We start from the raw sequence: 26,445 nt of genomic DNA, 5'->3' as shown, positions 1-26,445 counted from the left end.
TATAGACGGTGGTCGACGCCGGGAGCCCTTGGTACGCGCTAGTTCACGGCGACGCCGAACAGCAGGCCGACGAGGTAGGTCACGACCATGGTCAGCGTGCCCACGACGACGTTGCGCCGCACCGCCCGCCACGCCGGGCTGGAGCCGAGTCGGGCGCTGATCACCCCGGTGAGCACCAGGCCGACGAGAACGGCCAGCCCGCACGCCCACACCCGCCACCCGGTCGGCGGCAGGACGATCGCCACCAGCGGGATCAGCGCGCCGACCGCGAAGGACAGCAGGGACGCCCACGCGGCCTGCCACGGGCTGGTCAGGCTGTCCGGGTCGATCCGGAGCTCGGCCTCGGCGTGGGCGCGCAGCGGGTCGCCCTCGGTGAGTTCGCGGGCGACCCGGGCGGCCAGTTCCGGTGACAGGCCCTTGTCCTCGTAGATGTGGGCGAGTTCGCGCTCCTCGTCCTCGGGCATGTCGCGCAGTTCGCGCGCTTCCAGCGCCAGCGCGGCCCGCTCGGTGTCGCGCTGGGTGCTCACCGACACGTACTCGCCGCCCGCCATGGACAGCGCGCCGGCGACCAGTCCGGCGACGCCGGCGGCGAAGATCGCGGTGCGGTCGGCGGACGCGCCCGCGACGCCGACGACGAGGCCCGCGGTGGAGACGATCCCGTCGTTCGCGCCGAGGACCCCGGCGCGCAGCCAGTTGAGGCGTTCGGAGAGGGCGTCGTGGTGGGCTTCGCCGGGGTGCGTCATGAGCGTGATCGAACCACCGGGAGCGCGGTCATGCTGCCCGCCGGCTGACCGGGGGAGTCCGGTGGTGCTGGTGGGCGGGCGTGTCGCGGGTCGGGCGCGCACTGCCTCGGTCAGAACCGGACTTCGATCGGATCGAGGGCACCGGGGCTTCTGTGTCTGGGCAAGGCGTTCTACGCGCGGTTGCCGCGCCTGCGGCCGGACGTGGCGCTGGGCTGATCCTCAGCGCGCTTCTTCCAACGTCCGCCACAGCGGGCCGTTGTTGATCCACATGGCTTCCAGCCGGGAGACGTAGCCGGGGCCGACGAACTCGACGACCACGGCGTGCGCGGGCTGCTCGATGTTGGCCGCGTAGCCCTGCCTCGGGGTGGCCGAGATGGGTTCCATGTCGGTGGGGGAGAACTTGATCGCCGCGCTGCCGCCCCGGAGTTGGAAGCTGCGCAGGTAGACCTGTTCGCCGTTCTGGTCCCGGGCCCACGTGCCGCTGTCGGAGGGTAGGGCGTTGACGGTGGCGGTCGTGGTGGTCGTCGTCGTGGTCGTGGTGGGTGTGGTCGTCGTGGTGGTGGTCCGGGCCGGTTCGGTGGTCGTGACCACCACCGGGGCGGGCGCGGTGGTGGTGGTCACGGTGGGCGTGGTGGTGGTCGTGGTGGTGGCGGGGACCGCGGTCGACTGGGTGGGGCCGGCGAGGATCACCGGCCGTTCGACCACGCCGGCGTCCAGCACGGACCGGAGACCGAGCCAGGACAGGGCGACGGCGACGGCGGTGGACGCCGACCACAGCGCGACGTACCGCAGGCCCCTGGTCACGCGGTCATCCTGCCGGCGGGACCTGTGCGATGAACCCCTGACCGTCGAGGAATCCGTTGACCTGCGTGGATCCGCCGGTGTGCGCCGGGGTCCAGGTGAGCCGGAGACCGGGCGCGGTGACCGCGGCGATCCGGCGGCGCTGGTCGTCGGTGAGCCCGTCGGCGGTGGTGGTGGGCGGTGCAGTCGACGGGGACGGTGGTGCGCGGGTCGGCGATGAAGTCGACCATCCGCCGCGAAGGTCCACCCGACGACGCCGTGCTCGCCGGTCGGCCTGCCGGTGCCCAGCGCGGCGACGCTCGCGGCGGTGCGCTGAAGGCGCTCGCCCACCCGCGCCGGCAGCAGATGCTCGACGAACTGCACCGAGGTGGTCCGGCGACCTCCGCCGCGCTGGCCCGTGCACTGGACCTCAACACCGGCGCGACCAGCTACCACCTGCGTGAACTCGCCCGGCACGGGTTTGTCGAGGAACTGCCGGAGCGGGCTCGCGGGCGGGAGCGGTGGTGGCGTGCGGTGCCCGCCGACATCCGGTTCCCGAGGCGCGGCGAGCAGGGAGCCGAGGTGCGCGCGCTGCTGGTGGGCATGGACGAGCGGGGGTTCGCCGAGGACGTGGCGGCGTTCCACCGGGCGCGCTCGGCCGCGCCGGACGACGGCGCGTGGGGTGACGCGTTCCCGTACTCGCGCGGGACGGTGACCGTGTCGCTGGAACGGTTCGAGGCGTTCTTCGAGGAGTATCTGGCGCTGCTGGCCAAGTAATCGGCGGCGGACGGGCCGGACGCGCGCCGGGTGAGCACGCTGTTCCTGGCCTACCCGCAGGACTCGGCGTGACCGGCGGGACGCCCCCGGCCGGGTGGGTTCGGCCGCGAACGCCTCCTCGCGGCGGCGCGCCTCGCCGGTGACCTCGATCCGCTTCGCCGGGTTCGAGGAGTACGCCGATCGATGCGGACCAGGGGCGGCCGGGGCCCGGAATGATGATTCGGTGTCCGGTCGCGGACAATTTCGGATAATGCCTCTGCTCGACCGCGGTGGGTGTCGCGGGAATGCGCCGGCGGCATTCGGGCGCGGGCGGGGTGATTCGTGGCCGCGCACTGCGCCGTCGGGTGGTGGCGGCCGACTGCGGTTGGTGGGTGTCGGTGCCGCGGGTGGGGCCAGTAGGCGGGTGTTGTTCACCCGTTCGTGTCGGCGGGCGTTACGGTGCGCGCCATGGTCTCGGTGTTGCTGGTCGAGGACGACCCGGTGGTGCGGTCGGCGGTGACTCGCGCGCTGACCGGCCTGGGGCACGCCGTGCTGCCGGTCGGCACGGCGCTGGAAGCCCTCCGGGAGATCGCGGGCGCCACCGCGTTCGACCTCGTCGTGCTCGATCTCGGGTTGCCCGACATGGACGGCGCGGACGCGCTGCGGATGATGCGCGGGCTGTGCGACGTGCCGGTGATCGTCGCGACCGCGCGCGACGACGAGGCGGAGATCGTCCGCCTGCTCAACTCCGGCGCGGACGACTACCTGGTCAAACCCTTCTCCAGCGAGCACCTGGCCGCGCGGCTGTCGGCGGTGCTGCGCCGCGCCCGCAAGGACGAGGCGGTCGAGCCGCTGCGGATCGGCCAGCTCACCGTCGACCTCGACCGGCGGGAGGCCCGGCTGGCCGGCCGCGAGCTGAACCTGACCCGCAAGGAGTTCGACCTGCTGGCCTACCTCGCCGCGCGGGAGGGCAAGGTGGTGCCGCGCGCCGAGCTGCTGGCCAACCTGTGGAACCTGCCCGGCCGGCACGACGACCAGACCCTCGACGTCCACCTGTCGTGGTTGCGCCGCAAGCTCGGCGAACGCGCCGCGCAACCCCGCTACCTGCACACCGTGCGCGGTGTCGGGTTCAAGCTGACGGCCGTCGAGTGAGGAGGTCGCTCGCGCTGGTCTCGCTGGCGGTCACCTCGATGGTGGCGTTCGCGTTCCTGATCCCGCTGGCCATGGTGGTGCAGCAGCTGGCCCGGGACCGGGCGTTCGCCGACGCCGAGCTGCGGGCCGTCTCGCTCACCCCGGTCCTGGCGATCACCGCCGAACCGCTCACCGTGGAGCAGGCGCTGGTCTCCACCGGCGGCCAGGTCGCCGTCCACCTGGTCGGCGGGCAGGTCGTCGGCACCGCCAAGGCCACCGAGGAGCAGCTGCGGACCGCGCGCGGGGAGCGCCGCACGTTCACCGCGCCGGTGTCCGACGGGTGGGTGCACATGCAGCCCGTCGTGCTCGGCGAGGACCGGGTCGCCGTGGTCGAGGCGTTCGTGCCCGAGGAGGAGCTCTCCCGCGGCGTCTCCACCGCCTGGTTCGCGCTCGGCGGCGTGGCGCTGTCGCTGGTGCTGGCGTCGGTGCTGGTCGCCGACCGGCTCGGCGGGCGGGTGGTGAAGGCGTCCAAGGCGCTGGCCGAGGGCGCGCAGCGGATGGAGCAGGGCGACCTGGCCACCCGGGTGGTGCCCACCGGGCCGCCCGAACTGGCCGACGCGGGTGGTGCGTTCAACCGGATGGCCGACCGGATCGGGCAGCTCATGGCCGCCGAGCGCGAGCTGCTGGCCGACCTGTCGCACCGGCTGCGCACGCCGCTGACCGCGCTGCGGCTGGACTCCGAGACGCTCGGCGCGGACCCCGGCGCGAACCGCGTCCGGCAGGCCGTGCACGCGCTGGAGCGCGAGGTCAACGAGCTGATCCGGGCCGCCCGCCGGGAGCTGGACGACCCGGGCGGCCGGCAGTGCGACGCCGCCCAGGTGGTGCACGACCGGCTGGTGTTCTGGTCGGCGCTGGCCGACGACCAGCAGCGGCGGTGGAACATGCGGGGCACCGAGCGCAGCGCGTTCGTGCCGCTGACCCGCACCGACCTGGCCGCGGCGATGGACGTGGTGCTGGGCAACATCTTCCGGCACACGCCGGAGGGCGTCGGGTTCGTGGTGGCGCTGTTCCACCGGCCGGACCTGGTGGTGATCGTGATCGAGGACGCCGGGCCCGGTATCGAGGACCTGGAGTCGGCGCTGCGCCGTGGAAGCAGCAGCGCCGGCTCCACCGGTCTCGGACTCGACATCGCCCGCCGCGCGGCCGAGTCCACCGGAGGCTCGCTGTCCGTGGACCGCGGGCCGCTCGGCGGCACCCGGGTGCAACTGAGGCTGACCCGGGTGCCGGAGCCGCAAGGTTAGCCGGCCGTTTCTTTCCGTCACCTCATGCGACCTTTAAATGTTCCTTAAATAAATCATGGTTGACAATTCCGAAATTACGGATAAGGTTATTTTCGGAATTGAGGCCGACCGCAGCGCTCCTCCCCCTTGCCCGGTCCGCCCGGTTCTCCGTCCGGTGTGGCGACCGCACGTGCGCTTACCCTGCGAACAAGCGCACGTGCGGTCGCCGCGCCCGAAAAGCCGTCCAACCAGATGAGGTTTTCCGCGTGTCTCGCACGAGCACAGCACTGCCGGTCGTCCTCGCTGTCGCCGGGCTGGCTTTGGTCGGCTGCGGTGACAGCCCGCAGGCCGGCCGGGCGGCCGCCCAGGTGACCGCGACGGCCACCACGAACGTCCGCACCACGTCGCACTCCGAGACCCCGCCGACCACCCCCGCGACCACCCCGGCTGTCACCCCGGCCGACACCGCCGCCGAGGTCGCCGCCACCACGCCGGCGCCCACGACGACCTCCGCCGAGCGGCCCGCGCCCGCCCCGGAGCCCGCGCCCGAGCCCGTCGCCCCGGTCAAGACCGAGGTCGAGGTCGCCGAGGCCGAGGTGTTCAACCTGACCAACGCCGAGCGCACCGCCAACGGCTGCCCCGCGCTGGGCGTCGACGAGCGGCTGGACCAGGCCGCGCGCGGGCACAGCGCCGACATGGCCGCGCAGAACTACTTCGACCACAAGTCCAAGGACGGCCGCACGTTCGTGGACCGGATCAGGGCCGCCGGCCACCCCGCGCCCGGCGCGGAGAACATCGCCGCCGGCCAGCGCACCCCCAAGTCGGTGGTGAAGGGCTGGATGGAGTCGCCCGGCCACCGCGCGAACATCCTCAACTGCAAGCTCAAGACGCTGGGCGTCGGTATGGCGCGCGGCGGTTCATACGGCGTGTACTGGACGCAGGCGTTCGGCTGGTAGGTCCGACGCCACCGCTGTCCGGCACGTCGACCCGAGGGGCACGACCCGGCGTACAACGGGTCGTGCCCCTCGGGCCTATCGCTCAGAACCTCGGCTGGTGGGCGTCGGTGGGCAGCTCGTCCAGGATCAGCACGGTGTGGCTCGACGTCACGTCCGGCATCGTCTGCAACCGGCTGAGCACGAGGTCGCGCAGGCTGTGCGCGTCCGGCGCGCGGACCAGCAGCACCAGGTCGTAGTCGCCGGAGACCAGCGCGCCATGCCACACCTCGGGGATCTCCAGCACCCGCTGCCGCACCGCCTTCCACGAGTGCTGGCTGATCTTGAGGTACACGTACGCCGAGATGCCGAACCCGTACCGCTCCGGGTCGACCACCGCCGTGTAGCCGGTGATCACGCCGTCCCGGTGCAGCCGCTCCACCCGCGAGTACGCGCTCGCCCGGGAGATGTGCAGCTTCTCGGCGAGCGCCCGCATCGACAGCCGGCCGTCGGCCCGCAGCTCCTCCACGATCCGCCGGTCGGTGGCGTCGATCGGTGCCGTGTGTCCAGGGCTGGGCGTCATACGGTCGACGATAACCCCTTCACGCGACAATTCGTCCAGAATTCCACGCCGGAACTGGAACTTTGGCCGGTGTGAGCTGGACCATGCGCTTGTCCGGTCACCCCGAGCGTCGGAGGAGCCCATGGTCGCCACCAGGGAGCGGTCGCTGCTGCCCACCGAGGAGCCGCTGTCGCTGCTGCGCAAGGACGGCGCGCCGGTCACCGACTCGCCGCTGGCCATGCCCGACGACGACGTGCTGCTCGAACTGCACCGCCGGATGGTGATCGGCCGGCGCTTCGACACCCAGGCCACCGCGCTGACCAAGCAGGGCCGGCTCGCGGTCTACCCCTCCTCGCGCGGCCAGGAGGCGTGCGAGGTCGGCTCGGTGCTGGCGCTGCGCAGCCACGACTGGCTGTTCCCCACCTACCGCGACTCGGTCGCGCTGGTCACCCGCGGCGTCGACCCGGGCGAGACGCTCACCCTGCTGCAAGGCGGCTGGCACCTGGGCTACGACCCCTACGAGCACCGGGTCGGCCCGCAGTGCACCCCGCTGGCCACCAACACGCTGCACGCGGTCGGGTTCGCGCACGCCGCGCGCGTCAAGGGCGAGGACACCGCGGCGCTGGTGCTGCTCGGCGACGGCGCGACCTCCGAGGGCGACACGCACGAGGCGCTCAACTTCGCCGGCGTGTGGCGCGCGCCCGTCGTGTTCCTGGTGCAGAACAACGGCTACGCGATCAGCGTGCCGCTGTCCAAGCAGACCGCCGCGCCCACGCTGGCCGCCAAGGGCGTCGGCTACGGCGTGCCGTCCGTGCTGGTCGACGGCAACGACGTGGCCGCGGTCTACGCCGTGGTCCGGGAAGCCCTCGACTCCGGCGGGCCCACCCTGATCGAGGCGCTGACCTACCGCATCGAGGCGCACACCAACGCCGACGACGCCACCCGCTACCGCACCTCCGACGAGGTCGCCGCGTGGCTGGACCGCGACCCCGTCGACCGGATCGACGCCTACCTGACCGCGCGCGGCCTGCTCGACGCCGCCCGCAAGGCCGAGGTCGCCGCCGAGGCCGAGGACTTCGCCGCCTCCGTGCGGGCCAAGCTCAACGTGGACCACGAGTACGACCCGGCGACGCTGTTCGAGCACGTGTACGCCACCCCGACCACGCACCTGCGCGAGCAGGCCGCGGCCCTCGCGGAGGAACTGGCATGACGGCGTCACTGGCGGGGTCGCAGCCGGGGTCGCACCTGGGGTCGCACTCGGGGGCACGGGCGGGATCGAGGTCACTGGCGGGCACGAACCTGTCGATGGCGGGCGCCCTCAACCGGGCGCTGTCCGACGCGCTGGAAGACGACCCGAGCGTACTGGTGTTCGGCGAGGACGTGGGCCCGCTCGGCGGCGTCTTCCGGGTGACCGACGGGCTGGCCGCCCGGTTCGGCGAGGCCCGGGTGTTCGACACGCCGCTGGCCGAGTCCGGGATCGTCGGCACCGCGATCGGCATGGCGATGAACGGGCTGCGGCCCGTCGTGGAGATGCAGTTCGACGCGTTCGCCTACCCGGCGTTCGAGCAGATCACCAGCCACCTGGCCAAGATGCGCAACCGGACCCGCGGGCGGGTGTCGCTGCCGATCGTCATCCGGGTGCCGTACGGCGGCGGCATCGGCGGCGTGGAGCACCACTGCGACTCGTCCGAGGCGTACTACACCCACACCCCGGGCCTCACGGTCGTCACGCCCGGCACCCCCGACGACGCCTACCGGCTGCTGCGCGACTCGATCGCCTCGCCGGACCCGGTGATCTTCCTGGAGCCCAAGCGCCGGTACTGGGCCAAGGGCGAGCTGACCGACGCCGCCGTGCCGATGGACCGGGCGCTCGTCCGGCGCACCGGCACCGACGTCACGCTGATCGCCTACGGGCCGATGGTCGCCACCGCGCTGGAGACCGCCGAGGCTGCCGTCGAGGAGGGCTGGGACGTCGAGGTCGTGGACCTGCGGACGCTCTCGCCGTTCGACGACGAGACGGTGTGCGCGTCGGTGCGCAAGACCGGCCGGGCCGTCGTGGTGCACGAGGCGTCCGGGTTCGGCGGGTACGGGGCCGAGGTCGTCGCGCGGGTGACCGAGCGGTGCTTCCACCACCTGCACGCGCCCGTGCTGCGGGTGACCGGGTTCGACATCCCGTACCCGCCGCCGAAGCTGGAGGAGCACCACCTGCCGGGCGTGGACCGGATCCTGGACGCGGTCGCGCGGTTGCAGTGGGACGACGAGGTCGTGAGGGGGTACGGTGCCTGACTTCCGGCTGCCCGACCTGGGCGAGGGGCTGACCGAGGGCGAGATCGTCACCTGGCTGGTGGCGGTCGGCGACCAGGTGTCGATCGACCAGCCCGTGGTCGAGGTCGAGACGGCGAAGGCCGTGGTCGAGGTGCCGTGCCCGTTCGAGGGCGTGGTGCGGGCCCGGTTCGGCGAGCCGGGCGAGAAGCTCGCGGTCGGCTCGGTGCTGCTGTCGGTGGGGCTCGCCGCGGGGGAGGAGCCGACGCCCGCGCCGTCCGCCGAGACGGGTTCGGGCAACGTGCTGATCGGCTACGGCACCACCGACTCGCCCCGCCGCCGCCGCGCCAACCGTCGCGGTCCCGGTCGCGGCGCACCGCCCCAGACCACCCCCGCCGTCCCGACCCAGCCCGCTCCGGCTCGCACCGCTTCGGCACAGCCCGTCGCGGTGGGTCCGGCGCAGGTGGTCGAGAGCGGGCCGGTGCGCCCGTCGGGGGTGGCTCCGGCGGTCATCTCGCCGCTGGTGCGGCGGATGGCGCGGGAGAACGGGCTGGCGCTGGACACCATCGCCGGCAGCGGCCCCGGTGGCGTGATCCGCCGGGTGGACGTCGAACGGGAACTGGCCGCGCGGTCCTCCGCTCCCGCGGCCGGCCGGCGGATCCCGCTCAAGGGGCTGCGCGGGGTGGTGGCGGCGAAGCTGGCCACGTCCCGGCGCGAGATCCCCGAGGCGACCGTCTGGGTGGACGTCGACGCGACGGACTTCCTGACCGCCCGCGCCGCGCTGCCGGGCGTGTCGCTGCTCGCGCTGCTGGCCCGGTTCACCGTGCTGGGCCTGACGAAGTTCCCCGAGCTGAACTCCCGGGTCGAGGGCGACGAGATCGCCGTGCTGGACGAGATCCACCTGGGGTTCGCCGCGCAGACCGACCGGGGGCTGGTGGTGCCCGTGGTCCGCGACGCGCACACGCTCACCACGTCCGGCCTGGCCGCCGCTATCACCGACCTGGCGACGTCGGCCCGGGACGGGAAGATCGCCCCGGCCGCGCTGACCGGCGGGACGTTCACGGTCAACAACTACGGGGTGTTCGGCGTCGACGGGTCGGCCGCGATCATCAACCACCCCGAGGCGGCGATCCTCGGCATCGGCCGGATCATCGACCGGCCGTGGGTGGTCGACGGGCAGCTGGCGGTCCGCAAGGTCACCCAGCTCACGCTCGCCTTCGACCACCGGGTGTGCGACGGCGGCACGGCGGGCGGGTTCCTCAGGTTCGTGGCCGACTGCGTGCAGTCGCCGATCACGGCGATGGCCGACCTCTGACCGCAGTTCTTTGTAGATTGGGAACCGTGACCAAACCCGCCTACCCCATCCGCACCGAACGCCTGCTGCTGCGCCCCTTCACCCACGCCGACCACGCCGCCCTGCACTCGTGGCAGTCCCTGCCCGAGGTGGTGCGGTACCTGTACGGGGAGGCGAAGACGCCGGAGGAGACCACCGAGAGCCTGGCGCTCAAGACGGCGGTCACCTGGCCCGCGAAGGAGGGCGAGCACCTGTCGCTGGCCGTCGAGCACGACGGCCGGGTGATCGGCGAGACCGTGCTCAAGTGGCTCAACGAGGAACACCGCCAGGGCGAGATCGGCTACATCTTCCACCCCGACCACTACGGCCGCGGCTACGCGACCGAAGCGTCCCGGGTCATGCTCCGGCTCGGCTTCGAGAACCTGGGCCTGCACCGGATCGTGGCCTCGTGCGACGCGTCCAACGGCGCGTCGTGGCGGGTCATGGAACGCCTGGGGATGCGCCGCGAAGCGCACTTCCGGCACGCCGAGGTCTTCAAGGGCGCGTGGGGCGAGGAGTTCGTCTACGCGATCCTGGAAGACGAGTGGCGCGCTAGCCGGTGATCTTCTTCACCAGCTGCGCCTTCACCGCCTTGAGCTCCTTCTCGCCGAGGACGGGGTGCACGACCTCCAGCTTCTCGTGCGGCACGGTGTACAGCTCGGCCAGGTCCGGCTCGACCTTCGTGCCGCTGACCTTGGCCCGCGCGACGAGCGCCCTGGTGGTGCGGCCGGTGCCGGCGTAGGCGCCGACCAGCACCACCACCTTCTGCTTGCCGTTGTCGCTGCTGAACACGGTGCCGCTGAACTGGAGGTCGTAGACGTGGCCGTCGTGGACGTCCTCGGTCTGTGCCATGGCTGGTGATCTCCCTGAGGTGTGATGGGTCGACGGCCACCCTGGTAGGACGGATGGGCAGGCGTGGTCGCAACGCGGCGAGTTCAGCCGTCCGGCCCAGTCCGCGGAGGTGGGGTGCACGTGCGGGATGCGCCGATGAGCCACGTCTGGTACGTCAGCTACGGCTCGAACCTGTACGCCGACCGGTTCGCCTGCTACCTGCGCGGTGGCGTGCCGGTCGGCGCGGCGCACGCCTACCCGGGGTGTCGGGACGGCAGCCCGCCGCGCGCCGTGCGCGAGGTCGAGGCCCCCGGCGGCATCTACTTCGCGACCCGGTCGCCGGTGTGGGGCGGTGGACGGGCGTTCTTCGACCCCGGGCTGCCCGGCACGGCCGCCATGCGCGGCTACCTGATCACCACCGGCCAGTTCGCCGACGTGGTCGAGCAGGAGATGTACCGCGAGCCCGGCCCGGAGATCGACCTGACCACCGTCCTGGCCGAGGGCCGCGACCAGCGCGGCCCCGGCCGGTACGACACCCTGCTGCGGCTGGGCGAGTTCGCCGGCCACCCGGCCCTGACCTTCACCGCCCCCTGGTCGGCCGGGGACGTCGAGCACACCGCGCCCTCCGGCCCGTACCTGAAGATGCTGCGCGACGGCCTGTGCGAAAGCCACGGCTGGACCACCGCCCGCGCCGCCGCCTACCTCGCCGGCCGCACCACCTTCTGGACCGGGCCGGAGGTCGAACGGCTCTAGGAGCTGTTCGGGGTTCGGATCCAGATGGGGCCCGGTGGCGTGCTGGTAGGGCTGGTAGGGCACTGGTGTGGTGGTTCCGCGCCGGGTCGGGTGGAACCGGTCGGCGTGGACTGCACGATCGTGCGGGCGCATGACGAATCGGCCGGGTCGGCGGTCGCCGGGGAGACCCTCGACGCGCTGGAACAGGCGTTGGCCGAGGGAAATGGGGCTCCGCTGCCCGCGCCGCCGTCGGATCACGGCGGTGATCCCGGAGAGACCGACCAGCGGGCCGAGGACACCGCGAAGCCACGAGGCCGGACTGCACCTGCGAGGAGCGATCAGGTGGCTGAAGACACTGACCTCGACCACATGATCCGAACCCCGAACAGTCCTAGTCGCGGTCCAGCACGGGGGTCAGGTTGCCGTCGCGGTCGGCCACGCAGGACGCCTCGCGGGCCGACGTGGCGAGGAACTCGGTCATGCAGCGCCCGAACTGCTCGTGCCCCCGGGCGTTGGGGTGGAACGACTCCTGGAGCGCGTGCCGCGCCCGGACCTCGTCGCGCAGACCGTCGAAGTCGACCGTGAGGCGGGTGAACCACTCGCTGTCCGGGTTCTTCCCGCCCGCGCACGCCTCGTGCTTCGCGCCCGCCCTCGACAGGTCGAGGAAGCGCGCCCCGACGGCGGACGCGGCCTTGCGCAGGCCGTCGGACAGGTCACCCACCGCCGTGTCGCGCACCCACCTCATGTCCGCCGTCCGCAGCGGGCACCCGGCGAGGTTCTGCAGGTCCGAGGGCAGGTCCGGGCTGACCGGGGCCGCGTAGGACTGCACGACCAGCGTGTACGACAGGGGCGTGTAGCCCTCGTCCCGCAGCGCCAAGCGGATGTCGCGCAGCGCCCGCTCCACCTTGGGCACCATCCGGTCCACCCGCTCCCGCCACTCGTCGGCCAGCGCCTTCGAGCAGTCCGCCCGCTCGAACCACGCCCGCAGGCACGAGCTCAGCACCTCGCCGAACTTCGGGTCGTCGTTGGCGCCCATCGCGACCACGACCGTGGTCACCCGGTACTCGCGGGCGATCTCGGCCAGCTGCCGGGCCTGCGAGCTGCGGTCGGTCCCGTCGCCGAGCCCGACCTGTTCCGCGCTCGTCCCCGAGCACGCCAGGTTGAACACCTTCTCGACGCCCGCGACCCTCGTCTGCCGCACCGACGCCTTGGTCGACCGGTGGCACCAGTTGTCGTTCTCGCCGTCGGTGCCCGGCTCGTAGCTGCCCGCGCCCTCGCCGGACATCGTGCTGTCACCCAGCGCGACCAGCGCCGCCGGGGCGTCCCGGTTCGGGCCGAGCGGGTCCGGGAAGGGGCTGTCGGCGACCATGAGCAGCACCGCCAGCAGCGGCAGCACGAGGGCGAGGGCGAGGGAGCGACGCAACATCGGTGCCTATCCTACGGAGACCCGCCCACCGGAGAGGACCACCGTGCGATCGGCCGCCCGGTGCACCTCCTCGTGGTGCGTGGCGATCAGCACGGCCGCGCCCGCGTCGGCCGCGCGCCGCAGCACCCGGACCGCCGTCGGCGCGCTGACCTGGTCGAGGTGCGCGGTCGGCTCGTCGGCCAGCAGCACCTTCGGCGACCCGATCACCGCCCGCGCCAGCGCGGCGCGCTGCTGCTGCCCGAACGACACCTCGGCGGGGTAGCGGTCGGCGAGGTCGCCGATGCCCAGTTCGGCCAGCAGCACGGCGACCCCGCCCACGTCTGCGCCGGCACCGCTGAGCCGCAGCGGCAGCGCCACGTTCTCGGCCAGCGTCAGCTCGCCGGCCAGCCCCATCGCCTGCGGCAGCAGCGCGCACAGCCGCCAGGCCGGGGGAGCGGTCAGCACCTCGCCGCACATCTCCACCGTGCCGTCGTCGGCCCGGTCGAACCCGGACAGCACCGACAGCAGCGCGCTCTTGCCCGAACCGGACGGCCCGGACAGCGTCACCAGCTCGCCCGCCGACACCTCCAGGTCGACGCCGCGCAGCACGTGCACCGTCCCGCCGGGGTGCTCGAACGACCGCCGGACCCCCACCACGCGCAGCGCCGTCATGCCGCCAACACCCCGTTCCGCAGGTCGAACCTGGTGTCCGCCAACGCGATCAGGCGGGGGTCGTGGGACGCGACGACCACCGGCACGCCCCGCCGCGCGAGGTCGGCCAACGTCTCCAGCACGAGGTCGGCCGAGCCGGTGTCGAGCTGCGAGGTCGGCTCGTCGGCCAGCACCACCGACGCGCCGCGGGCCAGCGCGCAGCCGAACGCCAGCCGCTGCTGCTGGCCGCCGGACAGCGCGTTGACCTTCCAGTCCGCGGTGTCGGGCAGCCCGAGCTGGGCCAGCAGGTCGGCCACCGCCGCGGTGCGGCCGGCCGCCTGGGCCGCCGCGCGCAGGTTGTCGCCCACGGTGAGGTGGCCGACCAGGTTCTCGCCGGGGTTCTGGAACACCAGCGCGATCTCGGTGCGCCGCAACGCCCGCCGCGCCCGGGACGACAGCCGCGCGGTGCCCATGCCGCGCAGCTCCACACCGCCGGTCGTGGGCCGCTCCACCAGGCTCAGCACCCGCAGCAGGGTCGACTTGCCCGACCCGGACGGCCCGGCCAGCACGGTGATCCCGCTCGCCGGCACGTCCAGCGTCACGTCGGACACCGCCGTCACCGACCCGGCCGGGGTCCGGTAGTCGACGCCCACGTCCCGCAGGCGCAGCACGTGCGCCGGCCCCGCCGGGCGCTGGTCGTACGAGTCGGTCCGCTCGTCGTAGAGGCCGGCCGCGGCCGTTTCCCGCTCGTCGTACAGGTCGGCCACGGCCGTCTCCCTCTCGTCGTACCGGTCAGCCACGGATCAGCTCCCCGATCCGCGCCGAGCGCACCGCGCGCACCGCGATCCACGCGGCCACCAGCACCACCAGCGCGCTGCCCACGACCGTCGCGCCCAGCAGCGGGAACACGTTGGGCAGTTCCGGGGTGGGGGTCAGCCGGGGCGCGGGGTCCAGCCGCGGCACGGCGAACCCGCTGCTGACCGCGCTCGCCGCCAACCCGACCACGACCGCGGCCACGGCCAGCGCGCCGAGCTCCAGCAGGTGGCTGGACAGCAGGGCCGACGGCCGCAGCCCCATCCGGGTGCTGAACGCGCCGGACAGCGCGTTCTGCCGGCGGCGCACCTCGATCGCCAGCAGCAGCGCGATCGCGGCCACCACCGCGAGCACGACGCCGATGGCGGCGACGAACCCGAACGTCCACTGGATGGTCAGGAACGGCAGGCCCGCGATCGCCTTCGCCCGCTCCACCCCGTTGCGGTAGACGATCCCGTTGTCCGACAGGACGTCGGTCAGCTCGCGCAGCGGTTTCGCCGACCACACGTACCAGGAGCCGACGTCGGACGGGTCGGGGACCTGGTCGCGCGGCACGACCCAGCCGGCCGTGCCGAGCTTGGGGAACGACGCCACGTGCGCGGTGGGCGTCAGCCGGGGCAGGCCGGGCATGGTGATCTCGCCCGCGGGCGCGGTGCCGACCCGCAGCGGCTGGGTGAGCAGCGCCGGGTCGACGTCGTGCTGGAACGCGCCGTCGCGGAACGTCGCCGGGTCCACGACGAGCCCCATCCGGTCGTTGATCTCGCTCACGCCCACGACGGTGGAGTTGCCGCGCAGCGCGGCCGGCAGCTCGATCACGTCGGACACCCGCACGACGCTCTCCGCGCCGGTGTACATGCCGGACTTCAGGTCCAGCGCGGTCTTCTGCGAGCCGGCGATGCTGGTGCCCACCGCGATCGTGCCGATCGCCAGCACACCCACCAGCAGGACGCCGGTCACCGGGCCGGCCGCCGCCGCGAGCCGCCGCACGGCGAGCTGCGCGGCCGGTCGGGACCACAGCGACACGCGGTGCGAGGCCCGGAGCGCCCACCGCGCCACCCGGGAGGCCAGCAGCGCCGTGGTGAGCACCACCAGCAACGGGAACGCCAGCGCCGCCGCGTCGATCCGGGGCAGGCCGCCGATCCTGGTCGGCGAGGCCAGGCCGCTGTCCTGCACCCGCAGCCACGCCCACACCGCCAGGCCCGCGGTGGCCAGCTCCCACGGCACGGCGGCCAGCACGCGGCGCAGGCGGTTGCCCGTGGTGGCGGCCTGGAACACGCGGTGCGCGCGGACCGCTGCCGTCGCCCACGTGGTGACCAGGCTCAGCACGACGACCACGAGCACGGACAGCGCACCGGCGGCCGTGGTGCCCGGCGGCAGCGCGCCGGACGGGGCGTAGACGGGCAGCAGCAGCCGGGCCACGCCCAACCCGAGCAGTCCGCCGACCAGCAGTGGCAGGCCGAGTTCGAGCAGCGCCCGACCGCCCAGCGCCACCGGGCCCGCGCCGCGCACCCACAGCAGCCGCAGCTCGGTGTGCCGGCGCTGCGCCCACTGCACGGCCACCGTGGCCACCCCGGCCAGGCCGATGAGCAGGCTGATCAACGTCAGCGGCAGGATCGCCGAGCGGACGTTGCGCACGGTCTGGTGGGCGTTCTCGACGGGCAGCACCAGCGGCGAGTTCACCCGCAGGCCCATCTCGTCGTACTTCTGGACCCGGGCGGTGCCGGCGGCGAGCAGGTCTTCCGCCTCGTCCACGGTCTGCGGGACCGGGCTGGGGAACCGGATCGTCACGTCGACCACCGGGGCCACCTCCGGCGGCAGCGCGTCGAACGCCGCCGCGTCGGGCACCCACACCACGCTCGTCGGGAGGTCGGTGTCCTTCCGCATGGTGTTCGGCACCACGTACTGGCGCTCGGAGCACCACCACGGGTCCAGCGGGTCGCGCACGTCGGCGTAGATCGCGGTGACCGGCGGCAGCCGCCCGCCCATGCCGCGCTTGCCGAGTTGCAGGTCGGTGGTGTCGGCGATGCTCTTGGGCACCCACAGCCCGTCCTTGGCGCCGCCTTCGAGCACCTTGAGGTGGTCGGTCGCGCCGGGCCGGAACCCGAACTTGGCGTAGGTCTGCCTGCCGCCGAAGTCGGTCCGCGCCTCGCGGGTGTAGGCGGCGGGCAGCACGGGCTGGTCGCCGACGGACCGGCGCACGTCGTCGAACAGCGGCGTGACCTGGTGCGGCGGGAGGAAGACCTCCAGCGACGGGTGCAGCGACTCGGTGCACAGCCGGTCCTGCTGGTAGTCCACGGCGGCACTCCCGGAGGCGGCCGAGTGCATGACCGCGGCGGCCACGACGAAGCTCAGCAGGAGCGCGGTGACCAGGCTGACCAACAACGTCAGCGGGCTCGACAGCGCGGCGCGCGGCGCGGCTCTCCACGGGATCTGCACGCCGTGCACGCTAGTCCGGCGATGCTGATCACCGGTTGGAATTCCCTACTTTCGTCGGGTCGTTGTCGCTGGTCACGCTGGGTCGTCGGATGATCACGCGGCCGGGCCGCGCAGGCCGGCGACCGCCCCGTGCGGGGTGGCGGTGACCGTGGGCAGCGGTGTCGGCCGGAGCAGGCCGCCCGGCACCAAGGGCACGATCGCCGACCGCTCCCTGGCGTACACGGTGGTGATCGAGTTCGGGCACCCGACGACGTATTGGACCTTCGGATCCGGTCGGCCCGCGTCAGCAGGGTGGTGGTGAAGACGTGCACCTCCGAGAGCCTGCCCAGCGGTCCGCCGGGGCGAGCGCGACCTCGGCGACCTCGGCGAAACCGGGTTTCCCGCGCCTCGGCGGCGTCGTCCGAGCGCAGGCCGACGAGCTTCCGGGTCGTGCTGATCGCGGCCGGCTACGAAATGCGGTTAGCCGGGTCGTCGGTTTCCCGGGTCAGGGAGTTGCGGTACTTCCGGATGACTGCGACGGCGATCGAGATCGCTGCGGCAGCGGTCGGCAGGGCTGCCAGAACGGTCAACGTGTTCACGGAGAAGGCTTCCGGACGTGGCGGGGGCGAATCGATCGAATTCACTGTCGCTTGTCGGTGAGCCGGTGTTGCGCCGCGTCATTCCACTGGATCCGCTGGTGGTCGGGGAGTCGTCGCACGACACCTCGGCGGTCCGGGCCGGTGCCCGGCCCGGGTGCGGCCGGCTGCGGGGCTTGACACCCCGCCTGTGGTCTAGTCCAATTTTCCCACCTGGAGGCCGCCACCGCTAGGAGGCAGACGACGATGTCGCGCAGGATCCTGTTCGCGAGGGTGGCGGCGGTGGCGGCCCTGGTGGCCGGTGCCGTGGCGGTGGGGCTGGTCCCCGCGTACGCCGCCTCGACCACCGCCACGTTCGCCAAGACCCAGTCCTGGAGCTCCGGCTACACCGGACAGTTCTCGATCAAGAACGACACCAGCGCGGCGATCACCTCGTGGAAGGTCGAGTTCGACCTCCCGACCGGCACGACGGTCGGGGCCTACTGGGACGCGTTGCAGACCAACGCCGGCGGCCACTACACGTTCACCAACCGGAACTACAACGGCAACGTCGCACCCGGCGCGACCGTCACCTTCGGCTTCAACGCCTCCGGCACGGCCGACCCGGCGAACTGCAAGCTCAACGGCGCGCCCTGCACCGGCCCGCCCACGGTGACCACGACCACGACGACCACCGCCACGTCGACCACCACGAGCACCACCACGACGTCGACCAGCACCACGACCTCGACCAGCACGTCCACCACGACGACGACCCCGACCACCACGACCACGACGCCGCCCACCGGGCTGCCCAAGCGGGTGCTCGTCGGCTACCTGCACGCCAGCTTCGCCAACGGCTCGGGCTACACCCGGATGAAGGACGTCTCGCCGGACTGGGACATCATCAACCTCTCCTTCGCCGAGCCGACCTCGGTCACCTCCGGCGACCTGCGCTTCCAGCAGTGCCCGGTCGCCGAGTGCCCGAACGTCGAGCCCGAGGCCGAGTTCATCGCCGGCATCCGGGAGAAGCAGGCCCAGGGCAAGAAGGTGCTGATCTCCATCGGCGGCCAGAACGGCCAGGTGCAGCTCACCACCACGGCCGCCCGGGACGCGTTCGTGCGCAGCGTCGGCGCGATCATCGACCGCTACGGCCTCGACGGGCTCGACGTCGACTTCGAGGGCCACTCGCTGTCGCTGAGCGCGGGCGACACCGACTTCCGCAGCCCCACCTCGCCGGTGGTCGTCAACCTGATCTCCGCGCTCAAGTCGCTCAAGGCCCGCTACGGGGCCAAGTTCGTGCTCACGATGGCCCCGGAGACGTTCTTCGTCCAGCTCGGCTACCAGTTCTACGGCGGCGGTTCCGGGCAGGACCCGCGGGCGGGCGCGTACCTGCCGGTCATCCACGCGATGCGTGACGACCTGACCCTGCTGCACGTCCAGCACTACAACTCGGGCCCGATCACGGGCCTGGACAACCAGTACCACTTCATGGGCGGCAGCGACTTCCACGTGGCGATGGCCGACATGGTGCTGGCCGGGTTCCCGGTCAAGGGCGACGCGACCAAGTTCTTCCCGGGCCTGCGGCAGGACCAGGTGGCGATCGGGCTGCCCGCGAGCGTCAACGCGGGCAACGGCTTCACCTCCGTCGGTGACGTGCACAAGGCGCTGGACTGTCTGATGAAGGGCACGAACTGCGGGCCGTACAAGCCGAAGGCGACCTACCCGAACCTGCGCGGCCTGATGACGTGGTCGATCAACTGGGACAAGTACAACGGGTTCGAGTTCTCCCGGTCGCACCGGGCGTACCTGCCCCGCTGACCCGGCCCCGGCCGGTCCGGGCGACCGGACCGGCCGGTGTCCAGGCTTTCTCCAGAGCGCGGGATTCCCGGACCGGACCGGAGCTGCCTACAGTCCGGTCCGACCGGGGGAGGCCCGCCGAACATGACGACCGCAGCGGTCCACGTCCGGCGGCTCGGCCAGGTCGAACCGCCGGCCGGTCCGCTGGTGCTGCGTGGGCCGCTGGACCGGCATGGCCCTGCCGGCCGCGGCTGGGTGCCGATGGCCGGCGCGTCGCGGTCGGCTCCCCGCGAGCAGCTAGCGCCAGCTCCACTGGATCCCGTACTGGCCCGGCGCCGGGTCCAGCGTGATGAACTGGAACGTGCCGGCCGAGCGGTCGAACGTGACCTCGCCGCGCTTCTCCACCGGCATCGCGTGCCGCGGCTGGAAGTAGCCGTTGCAGCGCAGCGGCACGTGGTCGGGGTCGAACGCGATCTGGAGCACCAGGTCGCGGGTCGGCCGGTAGATGGCGAGCTGGGCGTGCCGGTCGGTCTGCCCCGGCGGGAGCCGCACGCCGAACTCGACCGCGGCCAGCTCGCCGCTGTCCAGCGGCCGGTCCAGCACGAACTCGAACGCGCACGTCGAGGACGGCACGTCGGCGCGGAACCGGGCGGGCCGGCAGCCCTCGGTGAAGGTCACCACCGGCGGCTGGGTGAGGCTGGAGCAGCGGGTGACGAAGATGAACCGGGACGTGCCGTCGTGGTCGGCCCGGATCAGCCGGCGCACCCGCATCGACTCCTCGTGCCCCCGGCCGTCGACCCGGTAGGACACGTACTGCGACAGGCGGTGCGGGGTGTCCAGCTCGTCCGGCGTGGCGTCCACCTTGGCCAGCGCGCGGGCCACCGACTCCGGCCGCTCCCACACCTGGTCGTAGGTGATGGTCGGGCCGGTCCGGTTGGTCCACCGGCCGCGCGGTCTGCGCGGGCCGAGCAGGGCGGTCAGGGTCTCCGGTGGTTGGCCGAGGATCGCCTCCAGCGCGGCCACGGCGGCCAGCGAGCCGGCCCGCTCCGGTCGGTTCTCGCCGTTCTGCCAGTAGCTCAACGCGCTGATGCTGACCGGGGTCGACTGCTCGCGCAGCCGCCTGCTGATCTCGTTGAGGCTCAGGCCGCTGCGCTGGATCGCGGCGCGCAGCGCGGCGCTGAAGTCGGCGGGGATCGTGGTGGTCATGACGGCCCCTTCGGTAACGCGCAGGGTGCGTTCAGGGAATAGCTGCCGCCCGGCAGCGTACCTCTCGGACCGCGTGACGGGGAATTTCACGAACGATTCCGGACAATCGTCGGCGGCGCTTCCCGGCCCCGGACCGCGCCCCAGAATTGGTCTCGACAAATGGCGTCCGAATGGGTCGCCGGCCGGTTTTCGAACCGAACGCCCGGCGCCGGTCGGGAGGTGCCCGTCCGGCCCCGGGCCCGGCCGGCGGAAGATCGCCGGTCATCCGCGCCGCCGGCCCGACCGGTGCGCCCGGTCGGGCCCACTGCGAGCGGCTGACCAGCACGGACATTTTCGGACAAGCTCGAACGGCGGCGACCGGCCCGGCCCGGATATACCAGGACGGGGAGGTGCGGCATGGCGGTGGAGATCCGGTTGCTGGGCACGGTCGAAGCGGTGCTGGGGGGCCGGCGGACGGACCTGGGGCACGCCCGGCAGCGGTGCGTGCTGGTGGCGCTGGCGGTGGAGGTGAACCAGCCGGTGGCCTTCGACCGGCTGGTCACGCGGGTGTGGGGGGACCGGCCGCCGCGCCGGCCGCGCGCCGCGCTCTACGGCTACCTGTACCGGCTGCGGCGGGTGTTGGCCGACGCCGAGGGCGTGGCCCTGGTCCGCCACACCGGCTGCTACGAGCTGGTCGCCGACCCGGACGCGGTGGACCTGCGGCGGTTCGAGCGGCTCGCCGACGCCGCCCGCCGGGCCGGGTCGGACGCCGAGCGGCTGGCCCTGTTCGACCGGGCGGCGCGGCTGTGGCGCGGGGAGCCGTTCGCCGGGCTGGACACGCCGTGGTTGAGCGCCACCCGCGCGGCGGTCGAGCAGCAGCGCTACCTGGCGGAGGCCGAGCGCACCGACACCGCGCTGCGGCTGGGGCTGGGCGCGGGCGAGCTGGCCCGGCTCACCGCCCGCGCCGCCGACCACCCGCTGGACGAGCGGGTCGCCGCGCAGCTCCTGCTCGCCCTGCACCGGACCGGCCGGACGGGCGAGGCGCTGGCCCGGTACCAGCTCGTCCGCCGGCTGCTCGCGGACGAACTGGGCACCGACCCCGGCCCCGCGCTGCGCGCCGCCCACCGGCAGCTCCTCCAGCCCCCCGCCGACCCGCCCACCCCCGTCCACCGGTCGCCGGTCGACGCGGCGGGCAGGTCGTGACGACCCCGCCGGCACCACGTCCCGCCCACGGGCCCTCCCCCCCGGGTCCACGGTGGCGGCCCGCGCTGTCGGGAATGTCGGGGCGATCTCGAATCCGCTGGTCACCCGTCCGTGCTACGTCGCGTGGCCGCACTCGCCTGAACGGCCTAACGTCGGTGCTGCGAACCAGGAGGGGAGCAGCATGACCAGGACTTTCCGCCGCACCGCAGGCCGGGAGCACGTGGTCTGGTCGGGCTCGGGGCAGACCGGGCGGACCGAGGTCCACCCGTCGTCGGACACGCCATGTCCGGCTTAACCGCACGGAAGTGCGCTGTGGCCGGCTTAAGAGCGCGGGGGTGCGCCGGGCCGCGGCGCACCCCCGGATCCGGCTGCCCCTGACCCGACTGCGTCGAGCCGTTGGTCGGGACGTCCCGGCGCGACCGCACCGGGACCCGGCGACCCCGTCACGGGGGTCGCGTAGTCGTCGGCTGCCACCGGACCGTGGCACGAGCCGCCGTCGCCGGTCCACACCGCCGTTCCCCGCGGCCGTGGCCGGCCAGGACACCGACGTCGTACCGGGCCCGTCGACCACGTGCCCGGTACCGACGTCGTCAAGCGGGTGCCCGCCGATCTCCGAACTTCGCGGTCTCCTCGACGGTCGGTGGTCGCGGCGCTGCGGCCTCGGCACGAGGTGGTGGAGGCGTCGCGCGGTGCGGGGGCGCGCGTCGACTTGGGCGACCCGGGATCGATCGATCGGATGTTCGCGGTCACCGGGCGGGTCGGGGCGGTCGTGTGCGTGGCCGCCCATCGCCTTGCTGCTCCGGGCGCTGCCGCACCGGGTCGACGGTGGCTCGGTCACGTTGACCGCCGGCACGTTCGCCGGGCACCTCCCCGGCGGGATCAGCGAGACGCTCGGCGCGCTCGGCCTCGCCGGTACCGGCACCCCGGCCGCCGTCGCCGCCCGCACCTACCGGGACAGCGTCGACGGCACGGCGACCGGCCGCGACCTGGTGCCGGCGGGCTGACGCCCGGAGACCGGGCCCAGCGGCCTTGGCGCTGTGCACGGCCAAGCGCTGCGCCACCACTCGGGCCGTGCTGGCAGCCCAGCGCCGGGTACTTGTTGTCCCGCAACGACATTGCCTTCGTCCACATCGCCACGCAGTGGGAGTTCCACTACGCCCAGGGCCGGGACGCGATGCCGGCGGACAAGCACGTCGCGGTGGAACTGCCGATCGCAACTGAGCCGCACGAGCTGTGAAGCCTGGTCGAGACCGGCACGACCGTGCCCGGAACCGTCAACTTCCCCAACTGTCGCTGCACCGGCGGGTGTCTTCGGCCACTCGGCGGCACTCGACCCGGCCGAAACGGTGGAAACCGTTGCGCTGCCGGACAACCGTGACCTGCTCTTGTTCGCGATCGATCTCGCACCGTAGCTAACGGGACACCGCGCGCGGCCGATGCTGCGGGTGACAGGAGGTGGAGTTTGACCACCATCACCCGCAGCACGCCCGGCGTGCTGCGCTCATTGCCCTTGTCCGTGCCCTTGTTCCTCTTATTCGTGACGGCCCTGCTGATCCCGCTCACCCCGGGCGTCGACAGCGTCTACCGGGTCGTCGCGCCGCAGTTCACCGTCCTCAAACCGCCGTGCGCCAAGGACGGCGACACCATCAAGTGCGTCATCCCGGTCGGCGACCGGGTGCTCACCGTCTCGGTGAAACCCGGCCTGCCGAACCTGAACAGCGGGTGCGAAGCCACGTTCGCCGGGGAACGTGTCTCGTGCAGCCGCGACTTCGGCGTCACCGACGCCTCGACCCCGGCCGTGCGGGTCGCCGGTTTCGCCTTGTCCGAGGAGGAAGCCGCGGCGGTCCGCGACGTCCAGCCGTGGTGGACCGGCGCGGACGAGCGGTCGGTCACCACGTTCCTGTTCTGGGCGCTGGCCGGTCTGTGCCTGGCCGCCGCGGTCGGGACGTGGCTGCTGTCCGCGACCCCGCGCGAAGCCGACCCCCGCCGCGCCCTGATGACCTCCGCCATGGCCGTGGCCGTGGTGGTCCAGCCGGTGGCGAGCAGCTTCATGCTGGTGCCGTTCGACCAGGCGCTGCAACGGATGGGCTTCCTGCTGCTGCCGCCCTTGTCGCTGGCTCCGATCCTGCTCATGGTCCTGTGGCAGATGCTCGTCGGCCGCGAGATCACCGGGAAGGTCGGTCAGCGGATCAGCTTGTCGTCGACCGCACTGGCCGTGACGGCGGTCTACGGCTTCTCCGTGCTCCTGTGGTCGGCGTTCGCCACCGGGCTGGTCGACTGACCGCTCACTCGAAGCGGCTGGGGTCGCCCGCGCCGCGGCGGACGATCTCCGGCTCGCCGTCGGAGAAGTCGATGACCGTGGTGGGCTCGGTGCCGCACTCGCCGGAGTCCAGGACCGCGTCCACCACGTTGTCCAGCCGCTCCTTGATCTCCCAGCCCTGCACCAGCGGCTCGGCCTGGTCGGGCAGCAGCAGCGTGCTGGACACCAGCGGCTCGCCGAGTTCCGCCAGCAGCGCCTGCGCGACGACGTGCTCCGGGATCCGCGCGCCGACCGTCTTCTTCTTCGGGTGCAGCAGCCGGCGGGGGACCTCGCGGGTCGCCGGGAGGATGAACGTGTAGCTGCCCGGCGTCGCGGCCTTGATCGCCCGGAACACCGAGTTGTCCACGTGCACGAACTGGCCGAGCTGCGCGAAGTCGCGGCACATGATGGTGAAGTGGTGCCGGTCGTCGAGGTGGCGGATCTGCCGGATCCGGTCCAGGCCGTCCTTGTTGCCCAGTTGGCAGCCCAGCGCGTAGCAGGAGTCCGTCGGGTAGGCGATGAGGCCGTCCGACTTGATCAGCTGCACGGCCGCGTCGATCGTCCGGCGCTGCGGGTTGACCGGGTGCACGTCGAAGTACCTCGCCATGCGCGGAGCCTAGTTGCCCCGGTTTCGGCGCGCGCGGGAACGCCGGTCAGGCTTGCGGGCAATCAGAGGCGTGCGAACCGAGAGCGCCTTGGCGGCGCAACGCGGGAGTCCGGTGACCGAGCCCGTGGACACCCCGGATGACCTGGCTCGACTGTACGACCGGCACGCCCGCCCGCTGCACGGCTACCTGGCCCGCCGGGTCGGTTCCGAAGCGGCGGACGACCTCGTGGCGGAGGCGTTCCTGGTGCTGTGGGAGCAGCGTCACACCTTCGACCCGAGCCGGGCCGGGGCCCGCGCGTGGCTGTACGGGATCGCGACGAACCTGCTGCGCCACCACGCCCGCTCCGAGGTGCGCCGGATGCGGGCGTGGGCCCGGCACGGCTGGCCGAGTCGATCGCGGCGCTGCGGGCGGCGGAGCGCGACGTGCTGCTGCTGGTGGCGTGGGCGGACCTGACCCCGGCGGAGATCGCGGAGGTGCGCGGCATCCCGGTCGCGACCGTGCGGACCCGGTTGCACCGGGCGCGGACGCGGCTGCGCGGGCTGCGCTTGGTGGAGGAAGAGCGGGATGGTGCGGGAATGGGCGAGGCGCTGGTGGACGACGACCGGGTGGACGCCGCAGTGCGGGCCGTGCTGGCCGCCACCCCGCCGATGACCGACGACAGCTTCACGGCCGGCCGAGCCCGCGTCCTGGCCGCCGTGGACCGGCAAACGTTCGCGGGGGCCGGTGGCCCGGTGCTCTCGGGTGTCGGCGGGGCCGGCCGAACTGCACCGCCGGCTGGTCGAGGCGGCCGGCGACCGGCCGGGCGGCCCGCTGGGAGTCGTGGCGGACGTGCCGGCGACCGGCTGGGTCCCCGCCGACCTGCGCGCCGCGTTCTACCAGGCCCTGGCCACGCTGCCCGACCTGCGGGTGACCGATCGCGCGGTGGACCTGGACGGCCGGGTGGGCGTGGCGCTCGCGGCCGGCGCGGGCCCCGCGACCTTGAGAACAGTCAAAGCGGAGAACACCAGGGCGGAGAACGTCGTCGCGCGACCGGTGAGAGCCCGGCCGGGAAGTCCCCGACGGTCCGGCCGGTGCACTCGGGCTGGACCCAGGGTCAGATCCAGCCCTTCCGGGAGGCGAGCAGCCCGGCCTGGAACCGGGACTGCGCGCCGAGTTCGGTCATCAGCTCGGTGACCCGCCGGCCCACCGTCCGCTCGGTCACGCCCAGCGCCCGCGCGATCGACCGGTCCTTCATGCCGGAGGCCAGCAGCGCCAGCAGCTCGCCGTCCCGGGCGGAGGGCACCGGCCGGTCCGCCACCGCCGTCGGCTGCCCCGTCCCGGTCAGCACCGCCTCCGACAGCACCGCCTCCGACAGCACCGGCGTGGCCCGCTGCCACATCTGCTCGAAACCGCACACCAGCACGTCGATCAGCGCCGACTCGCGCACCAGCAGCCGCACCGCCGGGTCCGGGTCCTGGTAGGACGCGGGCATCAGCGCGGTGTGCCGGTCCACGATCAGCATCTTCATCGACGCGTCCGGCAGCACCCGGGCCTGCTCGCCGGCCTCCACGCAGCGCCGCATGTTGGCCACGTGCATCGGGGTGGACAGCGAGTCGGCGGAGTACACGAACCGGTACTCGACGCCGACCGCCAGCTGGGTGATCTCGAAGTCGTTGGGGTTCCACTGTCCGCCCAGGTACGGCGGCGCGTCGACCGCCAGCACCTCCTTGCGGGCCTGCGCCTGCAACCTCGTCACCGACGCGATCACCGCGTCCTCGCCCTCCACCAGCTCCACCGGCGAGCCGGTGCGCGGCGGTCCGGACCGCAGCCGCTGCGCCAGCTCCTCGGCGTGCACCTGCATCCGGGCCAGGTCGCCGCGCCGGCGCTGGATCAGCGCGGCCAGCGCCTCGTCCGGCGCGACGATCAGGTAGGCGGCGGGCGCGTAGCCCAGCTGGTGCACCAGACCCGCGCCGACCAGCGTGGCCAGGCAGGCGCGGACCGCCGCCGGCGACTCGCCGACGTGCTCGGCCAGTTCGACCGCGGTCGCGCGGCGCAGCTCCAGCAGGGCGAGGTAGACGTCGTTGTCCCGCCGACCCAGGCCGACCGGTTCCAACAGGAACATCTCCACCTCGCAGGGCGAACGTGCGGCGACGGTAGGACGACGCCCGCG

28 protein-coding genes are annotated in these 26,445 nt (G+C 73.2%); 16 read left to right on the top strand and 12 right to left on the bottom strand.

The features are described 5' to 3' along the window. Positions 1–38: 38 nt before the first annotated feature. Positions 39–743: a VIT1/CCC1 transporter family protein gene (locus BN6_RS29185; RefSeq protein ID WP_041314459.1), complete on the bottom strand. Its 705-nt coding sequence runs from the start codon at positions 741–743 to the stop codon at positions 39–41. Between the two features lie 219 nt (positions 744–962). Beyond that, positions 963–1,547: a hypothetical protein gene (locus tag BN6_RS47040; protein WP_015103429.1), complete on the bottom strand. Its 585-nt coding sequence runs from the start codon at positions 1,545–1,547 to the stop codon at positions 963–965. Between the two features lie 177 nt (positions 1,548–1,724). Between BN6_RS47040 and BN6_RS29175 the strand changes: the two genes are divergently transcribed. The 4 genes from BN6_RS29175 (at position 1,725) to BN6_RS29160 (ending at position 5,646) form a co-directional block, all read left to right on the top strand. Further along, positions 1,725–2,300 carry an ArsR/SmtB family transcription factor gene (locus BN6_RS29175; protein WP_231904777.1) on the top strand — a complete coding sequence of 192 codons (576 nt, stop codon included), beginning with the start codon at positions 1,725–1,727 and terminating at the stop codon, positions 2,298–2,300. 447 nt (positions 2,301–2,747) lie between these two features. Next, positions 2,748–3,431 (top strand): response regulator transcription factor, encoded by a 684-nt coding sequence (locus tag BN6_RS29170; protein ID WP_041318519.1) that lies wholly within the window; start codon positions 2,748–2,750, stop codon positions 3,429–3,431. Continuing rightward, the gene (locus BN6_RS29165; RefSeq protein ID WP_015103426.1) at positions 3,428–4,711 is read left to right on the top strand and encodes a HAMP domain-containing sensor histidine kinase; all 1,284 of its coding nucleotides are present in this window, start codon (positions 3,428–3,430) and stop codon (positions 4,709–4,711) included. The genes BN6_RS29170 and BN6_RS29165 overlap by 4 nt, the downstream gene beginning before the upstream one ends. A gap of 245 nt (positions 4,712–4,956) precedes the next feature. Then, a complete protein-coding gene (locus tag BN6_RS29160) occupies positions 4,957–5,646 on the top strand; it encodes a CAP domain-containing protein (protein WP_015103425.1) in 690 nt (229 codons plus the stop codon). An 82-nt stretch (positions 5,647–5,728) separates the two neighbouring features. On the opposite strand, the gene BN6_RS29155 is transcribed toward BN6_RS29160, so the two are convergent. Beyond that, positions 5,729–6,205, bottom strand: a complete 477-nt coding sequence (locus tag BN6_RS29155; RefSeq protein WP_041314455.1) for an Lrp/AsnC family transcriptional regulator — start codon at positions 6,203–6,205, stop codon at positions 5,729–5,731. Positions 6,206–6,326: 121 nt separating this feature from the next. Between BN6_RS29155 and BN6_RS29150 the strand changes: the two genes are divergently transcribed. The 4 genes from BN6_RS29150 (at position 6,327) to BN6_RS29135 (ending at position 10,342) form a co-directional block, all read left to right on the top strand. After that, positions 6,327–7,394, top strand: a complete 1,068-nt coding sequence (locus tag BN6_RS29150; RefSeq protein ID WP_015103423.1) for a thiamine pyrophosphate-dependent dehydrogenase E1 component subunit alpha — start codon at positions 6,327–6,329, stop codon at positions 7,392–7,394. A 95-nt stretch (positions 7,395–7,489) separates the two neighbouring features. After that, positions 7,490–8,470 (top strand): alpha-ketoacid dehydrogenase subunit beta, encoded by a 981-nt coding sequence (locus BN6_RS29145; protein ID WP_041314452.1) that lies wholly within the window; start codon positions 7,490–7,492, stop codon positions 8,468–8,470. Continuing rightward, positions 8,463–9,761, top strand: coding sequence for a dihydrolipoamide acetyltransferase family protein (locus BN6_RS29140; protein ID WP_015103421.1), 1,299 nt, complete (start codon positions 8,463–8,465; stop codon positions 9,759–9,761). Before BN6_RS29145 ends, BN6_RS29140 begins: the two co-directional genes overlap by 8 nt. Before the next feature lie 26 nt (positions 9,762–9,787). Then, positions 9,788–10,342 carry a GNAT family N-acetyltransferase gene (locus BN6_RS29135; RefSeq protein ID WP_041314449.1) on the top strand — a complete coding sequence of 185 codons (555 nt, stop codon included), beginning with the start codon at positions 9,788–9,790 and terminating at the stop codon, positions 10,340–10,342. Here BN6_RS29135 and BN6_RS29130 read toward each other — a convergent pair. Then, positions 10,332–10,631, bottom strand: coding sequence for a hypothetical protein (locus tag BN6_RS29130; protein ID WP_015103419.1), 300 nt, complete (start codon positions 10,629–10,631; stop codon positions 10,332–10,334). The two genes, BN6_RS29135 and BN6_RS29130, sit on opposite strands and share 11 nt — an antisense overlap. A 135-nt stretch (positions 10,632–10,766) precedes the next feature. Here BN6_RS29130 and BN6_RS29125 point away from each other — a divergent pair, with 135 nt between their 5' ends. After that, positions 10,767–11,363: a deacetylase gene (locus BN6_RS29125; RefSeq protein WP_015103418.1), complete on the top strand. Its 597-nt coding sequence runs from the start codon at positions 10,767–10,769 to the stop codon at positions 11,361–11,363. A 370-nt stretch (positions 11,364–11,733) separates the two neighbouring features. Here the strand turns inward: BN6_RS29125 and BN6_RS29120 are convergent, their stop codons facing one another. The 5 genes from BN6_RS29120 to BN6_RS49795 form a co-directional block, all read right to left on the bottom strand. Next, positions 11,734–12,768 carry a GDSL-type esterase/lipase family protein gene (locus BN6_RS29120; protein ID WP_015103417.1) on the bottom strand — a complete coding sequence of 345 codons (1,035 nt, stop codon included), beginning with the start codon at positions 12,766–12,768 and terminating at the stop codon, positions 11,734–11,736. 6 nt (positions 12,769–12,774) lie between these two features. Next, positions 12,775–13,419: an ABC transporter ATP-binding protein gene (locus BN6_RS29115; RefSeq protein ID WP_015103416.1), complete on the bottom strand. Its 645-nt coding sequence runs from the start codon at positions 13,417–13,419 to the stop codon at positions 12,775–12,777. Then, a complete protein-coding gene (locus BN6_RS29110; RefSeq protein ID WP_041318515.1) occupies positions 13,416–14,069 on the bottom strand; it encodes an ABC transporter ATP-binding protein in 654 nt (217 codons plus the stop codon). The genes BN6_RS29115 and BN6_RS29110 overlap by 4 nt, the downstream gene beginning before the upstream one ends. A 121-nt stretch (positions 14,070–14,190) precedes the next feature. Continuing rightward, positions 14,191–16,647 (bottom strand): ABC transporter permease, encoded by a 2,457-nt coding sequence (locus BN6_RS29105; RefSeq protein WP_148303066.1) that lies wholly within the window; start codon positions 16,645–16,647, stop codon positions 14,191–14,193. 93 nt (positions 16,648–16,740) lie between these two features. Beyond that, positions 16,741–16,869 (bottom strand): hypothetical protein, encoded by a 129-nt coding sequence (locus BN6_RS49795; protein WP_269454289.1) that lies wholly within the window; start codon positions 16,867–16,869, stop codon positions 16,741–16,743. Positions 16,870–17,076: 207 nt separating this feature from the next. On the opposite strand from BN6_RS49795, the gene BN6_RS29100 reads away from it, so the two are divergent. Then, positions 17,077–17,286: a hypothetical protein gene (locus BN6_RS29100; protein ID WP_015103412.1), complete on the top strand. Its 210-nt coding sequence runs from the start codon at positions 17,077–17,079 to the stop codon at positions 17,284–17,286. A gap of 182 nt (positions 17,287–17,468) precedes the next feature. Next, positions 17,469–19,022: a chitinase gene (locus tag BN6_RS29095; RefSeq protein ID WP_015103411.1), complete on the top strand. Its 1,554-nt coding sequence runs from the start codon at positions 17,469–17,471 to the stop codon at positions 19,020–19,022. A gap of 276 nt (positions 19,023–19,298) precedes the next feature. Here BN6_RS29095 and BN6_RS29090 read toward each other — a convergent pair whose 3' ends face one another. Beyond that, complete coding sequence (locus tag BN6_RS29090) at positions 19,299–20,207, bottom strand: helix-turn-helix domain-containing protein (RefSeq protein WP_015103410.1); 909 nt, start codon at positions 20,205–20,207, stop codon at positions 19,299–19,301. 396 nt (positions 20,208–20,603) lie between these two features. On the opposite strand from BN6_RS29090, the gene BN6_RS29085 reads away from it, so the two are divergent. From BN6_RS29085 to BN6_RS29075, 4 genes are all read left to right on the top strand, one after another. Further along, positions 20,604–21,389, top strand: a complete 786-nt coding sequence (locus BN6_RS29085) for an AfsR/SARP family transcriptional regulator (protein ID WP_015103409.1) — start codon at positions 20,604–20,606, stop codon at positions 21,387–21,389. Between the two features lie 791 nt (positions 21,390–22,180). Continuing rightward, positions 22,181–22,393, top strand: coding sequence for a Rossmann-fold NAD(P)-binding domain-containing protein (locus BN6_RS48175; protein ID WP_041314446.1), 213 nt, complete (start codon positions 22,181–22,183; stop codon positions 22,391–22,393). 92 nt (positions 22,394–22,485) lie between these two features. Next, on the top strand, positions 22,486–22,626 hold the full coding sequence (locus tag BN6_RS47035) for a Gfo/Idh/MocA family oxidoreductase (RefSeq protein WP_158509457.1): 141 nt from the start codon (positions 22,486–22,488) through the stop codon (positions 22,624–22,626). Between the two features lie 225 nt (positions 22,627–22,851). After that, a complete protein-coding gene (locus BN6_RS29075; protein WP_015103407.1) occupies positions 22,852–23,670 on the top strand; it encodes a hypothetical protein in 819 nt (272 codons plus the stop codon). 4 nt (positions 23,671–23,674) lie between these two features. On the opposite strand, the gene BN6_RS29070 is transcribed toward BN6_RS29075, so the two are convergent. Further along, on the bottom strand, positions 23,675–24,295 hold the full coding sequence (locus BN6_RS29070; protein ID WP_015103406.1) for an L-threonylcarbamoyladenylate synthase: 621 nt from the start codon (positions 24,293–24,295) through the stop codon (positions 23,675–23,677). A 112-nt stretch (positions 24,296–24,407) separates the two neighbouring features. Here BN6_RS29070 and BN6_RS29065 point away from each other — a divergent pair, with 112 nt between their 5' ends. Beyond that, positions 24,408–24,749 (top strand): RNA polymerase sigma factor, encoded by a 342-nt coding sequence (locus tag BN6_RS29065; protein ID WP_015103405.1) that lies wholly within the window; start codon positions 24,408–24,410, stop codon positions 24,747–24,749. Positions 24,750–25,389: 640 nt separating this feature from the next. Here the strand turns inward: BN6_RS29065 and BN6_RS29060 are convergent. Continuing rightward, a complete protein-coding gene (locus BN6_RS29060; RefSeq protein ID WP_041318506.1) occupies positions 25,390–26,397 on the bottom strand; it encodes a helix-turn-helix transcriptional regulator in 1,008 nt (335 codons plus the stop codon). Positions 26,398–26,445: the final 48 nt, after the last annotated feature.

The organism is Saccharothrix espanaensis DSM 44229, from assembly GCF_000328705.1.
GTDB lineage: Bacteria > Actinomycetota > Actinomycetes > Mycobacteriales > Pseudonocardiaceae > Actinosynnema > Actinosynnema espanaense.
The sequence above is the reverse complement of the archived record's forward strand: the minus strand, read 5'-3'. Positions and strand labels throughout refer to the sequence as shown.

Excerpts from the sequence above, each read along its gene's own strand:
- BN6_RS29060 (WP_041318506.1), bottom strand. The coding sequence starts at position 26,397 with ATGTTCCTGTTGGAACCGGTCGGCCTGGGTCGGCGGGACAACGACGTC.
- BN6_RS29155 (WP_041314455.1), bottom strand. The coding sequence starts at position 6,205 with ATGACGCCCAGCCCTGGACACACGGCACCGATCGACGCCACCGACCGG.
- BN6_RS29120 (WP_015103417.1), bottom strand. The coding sequence starts at position 12,768 with ATGTTGCGTCGCTCCCTCGCCCTCGCCCTCGTGCTGCCGCTGCTGGCG.
- BN6_RS29115 (WP_015103416.1), bottom strand. The coding sequence starts at position 13,419 with ATGACGGCGCTGCGCGTGGTGGGGGTCCGGCGGTCGTTCGAGCACCCC.
- BN6_RS29125 (WP_015103418.1), top strand. The coding sequence starts at position 10,767 with ATGAGCCACGTCTGGTACGTCAGCTACGGCTCGAACCTGTACGCCGAC.
- BN6_RS29095 (WP_015103411.1), top strand. The coding sequence starts at position 17,469 with ATGTCGCGCAGGATCCTGTTCGCGAGGGTGGCGGCGGTGGCGGCCCTG.
- BN6_RS29130 (WP_015103419.1), bottom strand. The coding sequence starts at position 10,631 with ATGGCACAGACCGAGGACGTCCACGACGGCCACGTCTACGACCTCCAG.
- BN6_RS29150 (WP_015103423.1), top strand. The coding sequence starts at position 6,327 with ATGGTCGCCACCAGGGAGCGGTCGCTGCTGCCCACCGAGGAGCCGCTG.
- BN6_RS29145 (WP_041314452.1), top strand. The coding sequence starts at position 7,490 with ATGGCGGGCGCCCTCAACCGGGCGCTGTCCGACGCGCTGGAAGACGAC.
- BN6_RS29085 (WP_015103409.1), top strand. The coding sequence starts at position 20,604 with ATGGCGGTGGAGATCCGGTTGCTGGGCACGGTCGAAGCGGTGCTGGGG.
- BN6_RS29170 (WP_041318519.1), top strand. The coding sequence starts at position 2,748 with ATGGTCTCGGTGTTGCTGGTCGAGGACGACCCGGTGGTGCGGTCGGCG.
- BN6_RS29090 (WP_015103410.1), bottom strand. The coding sequence starts at position 20,207 with ATGACCACCACGATCCCCGCCGACTTCAGCGCCGCGCTGCGCGCCGCG.
- BN6_RS29070 (WP_015103406.1), bottom strand. The coding sequence starts at position 24,295 with ATGGCGAGGTACTTCGACGTGCACCCGGTCAACCCGCAGCGCCGGACG.
- BN6_RS29185 (WP_041314459.1), bottom strand. The coding sequence starts at position 743 with ATGACGCACCCCGGCGAAGCCCACCACGACGCCCTCTCCGAACGCCTC.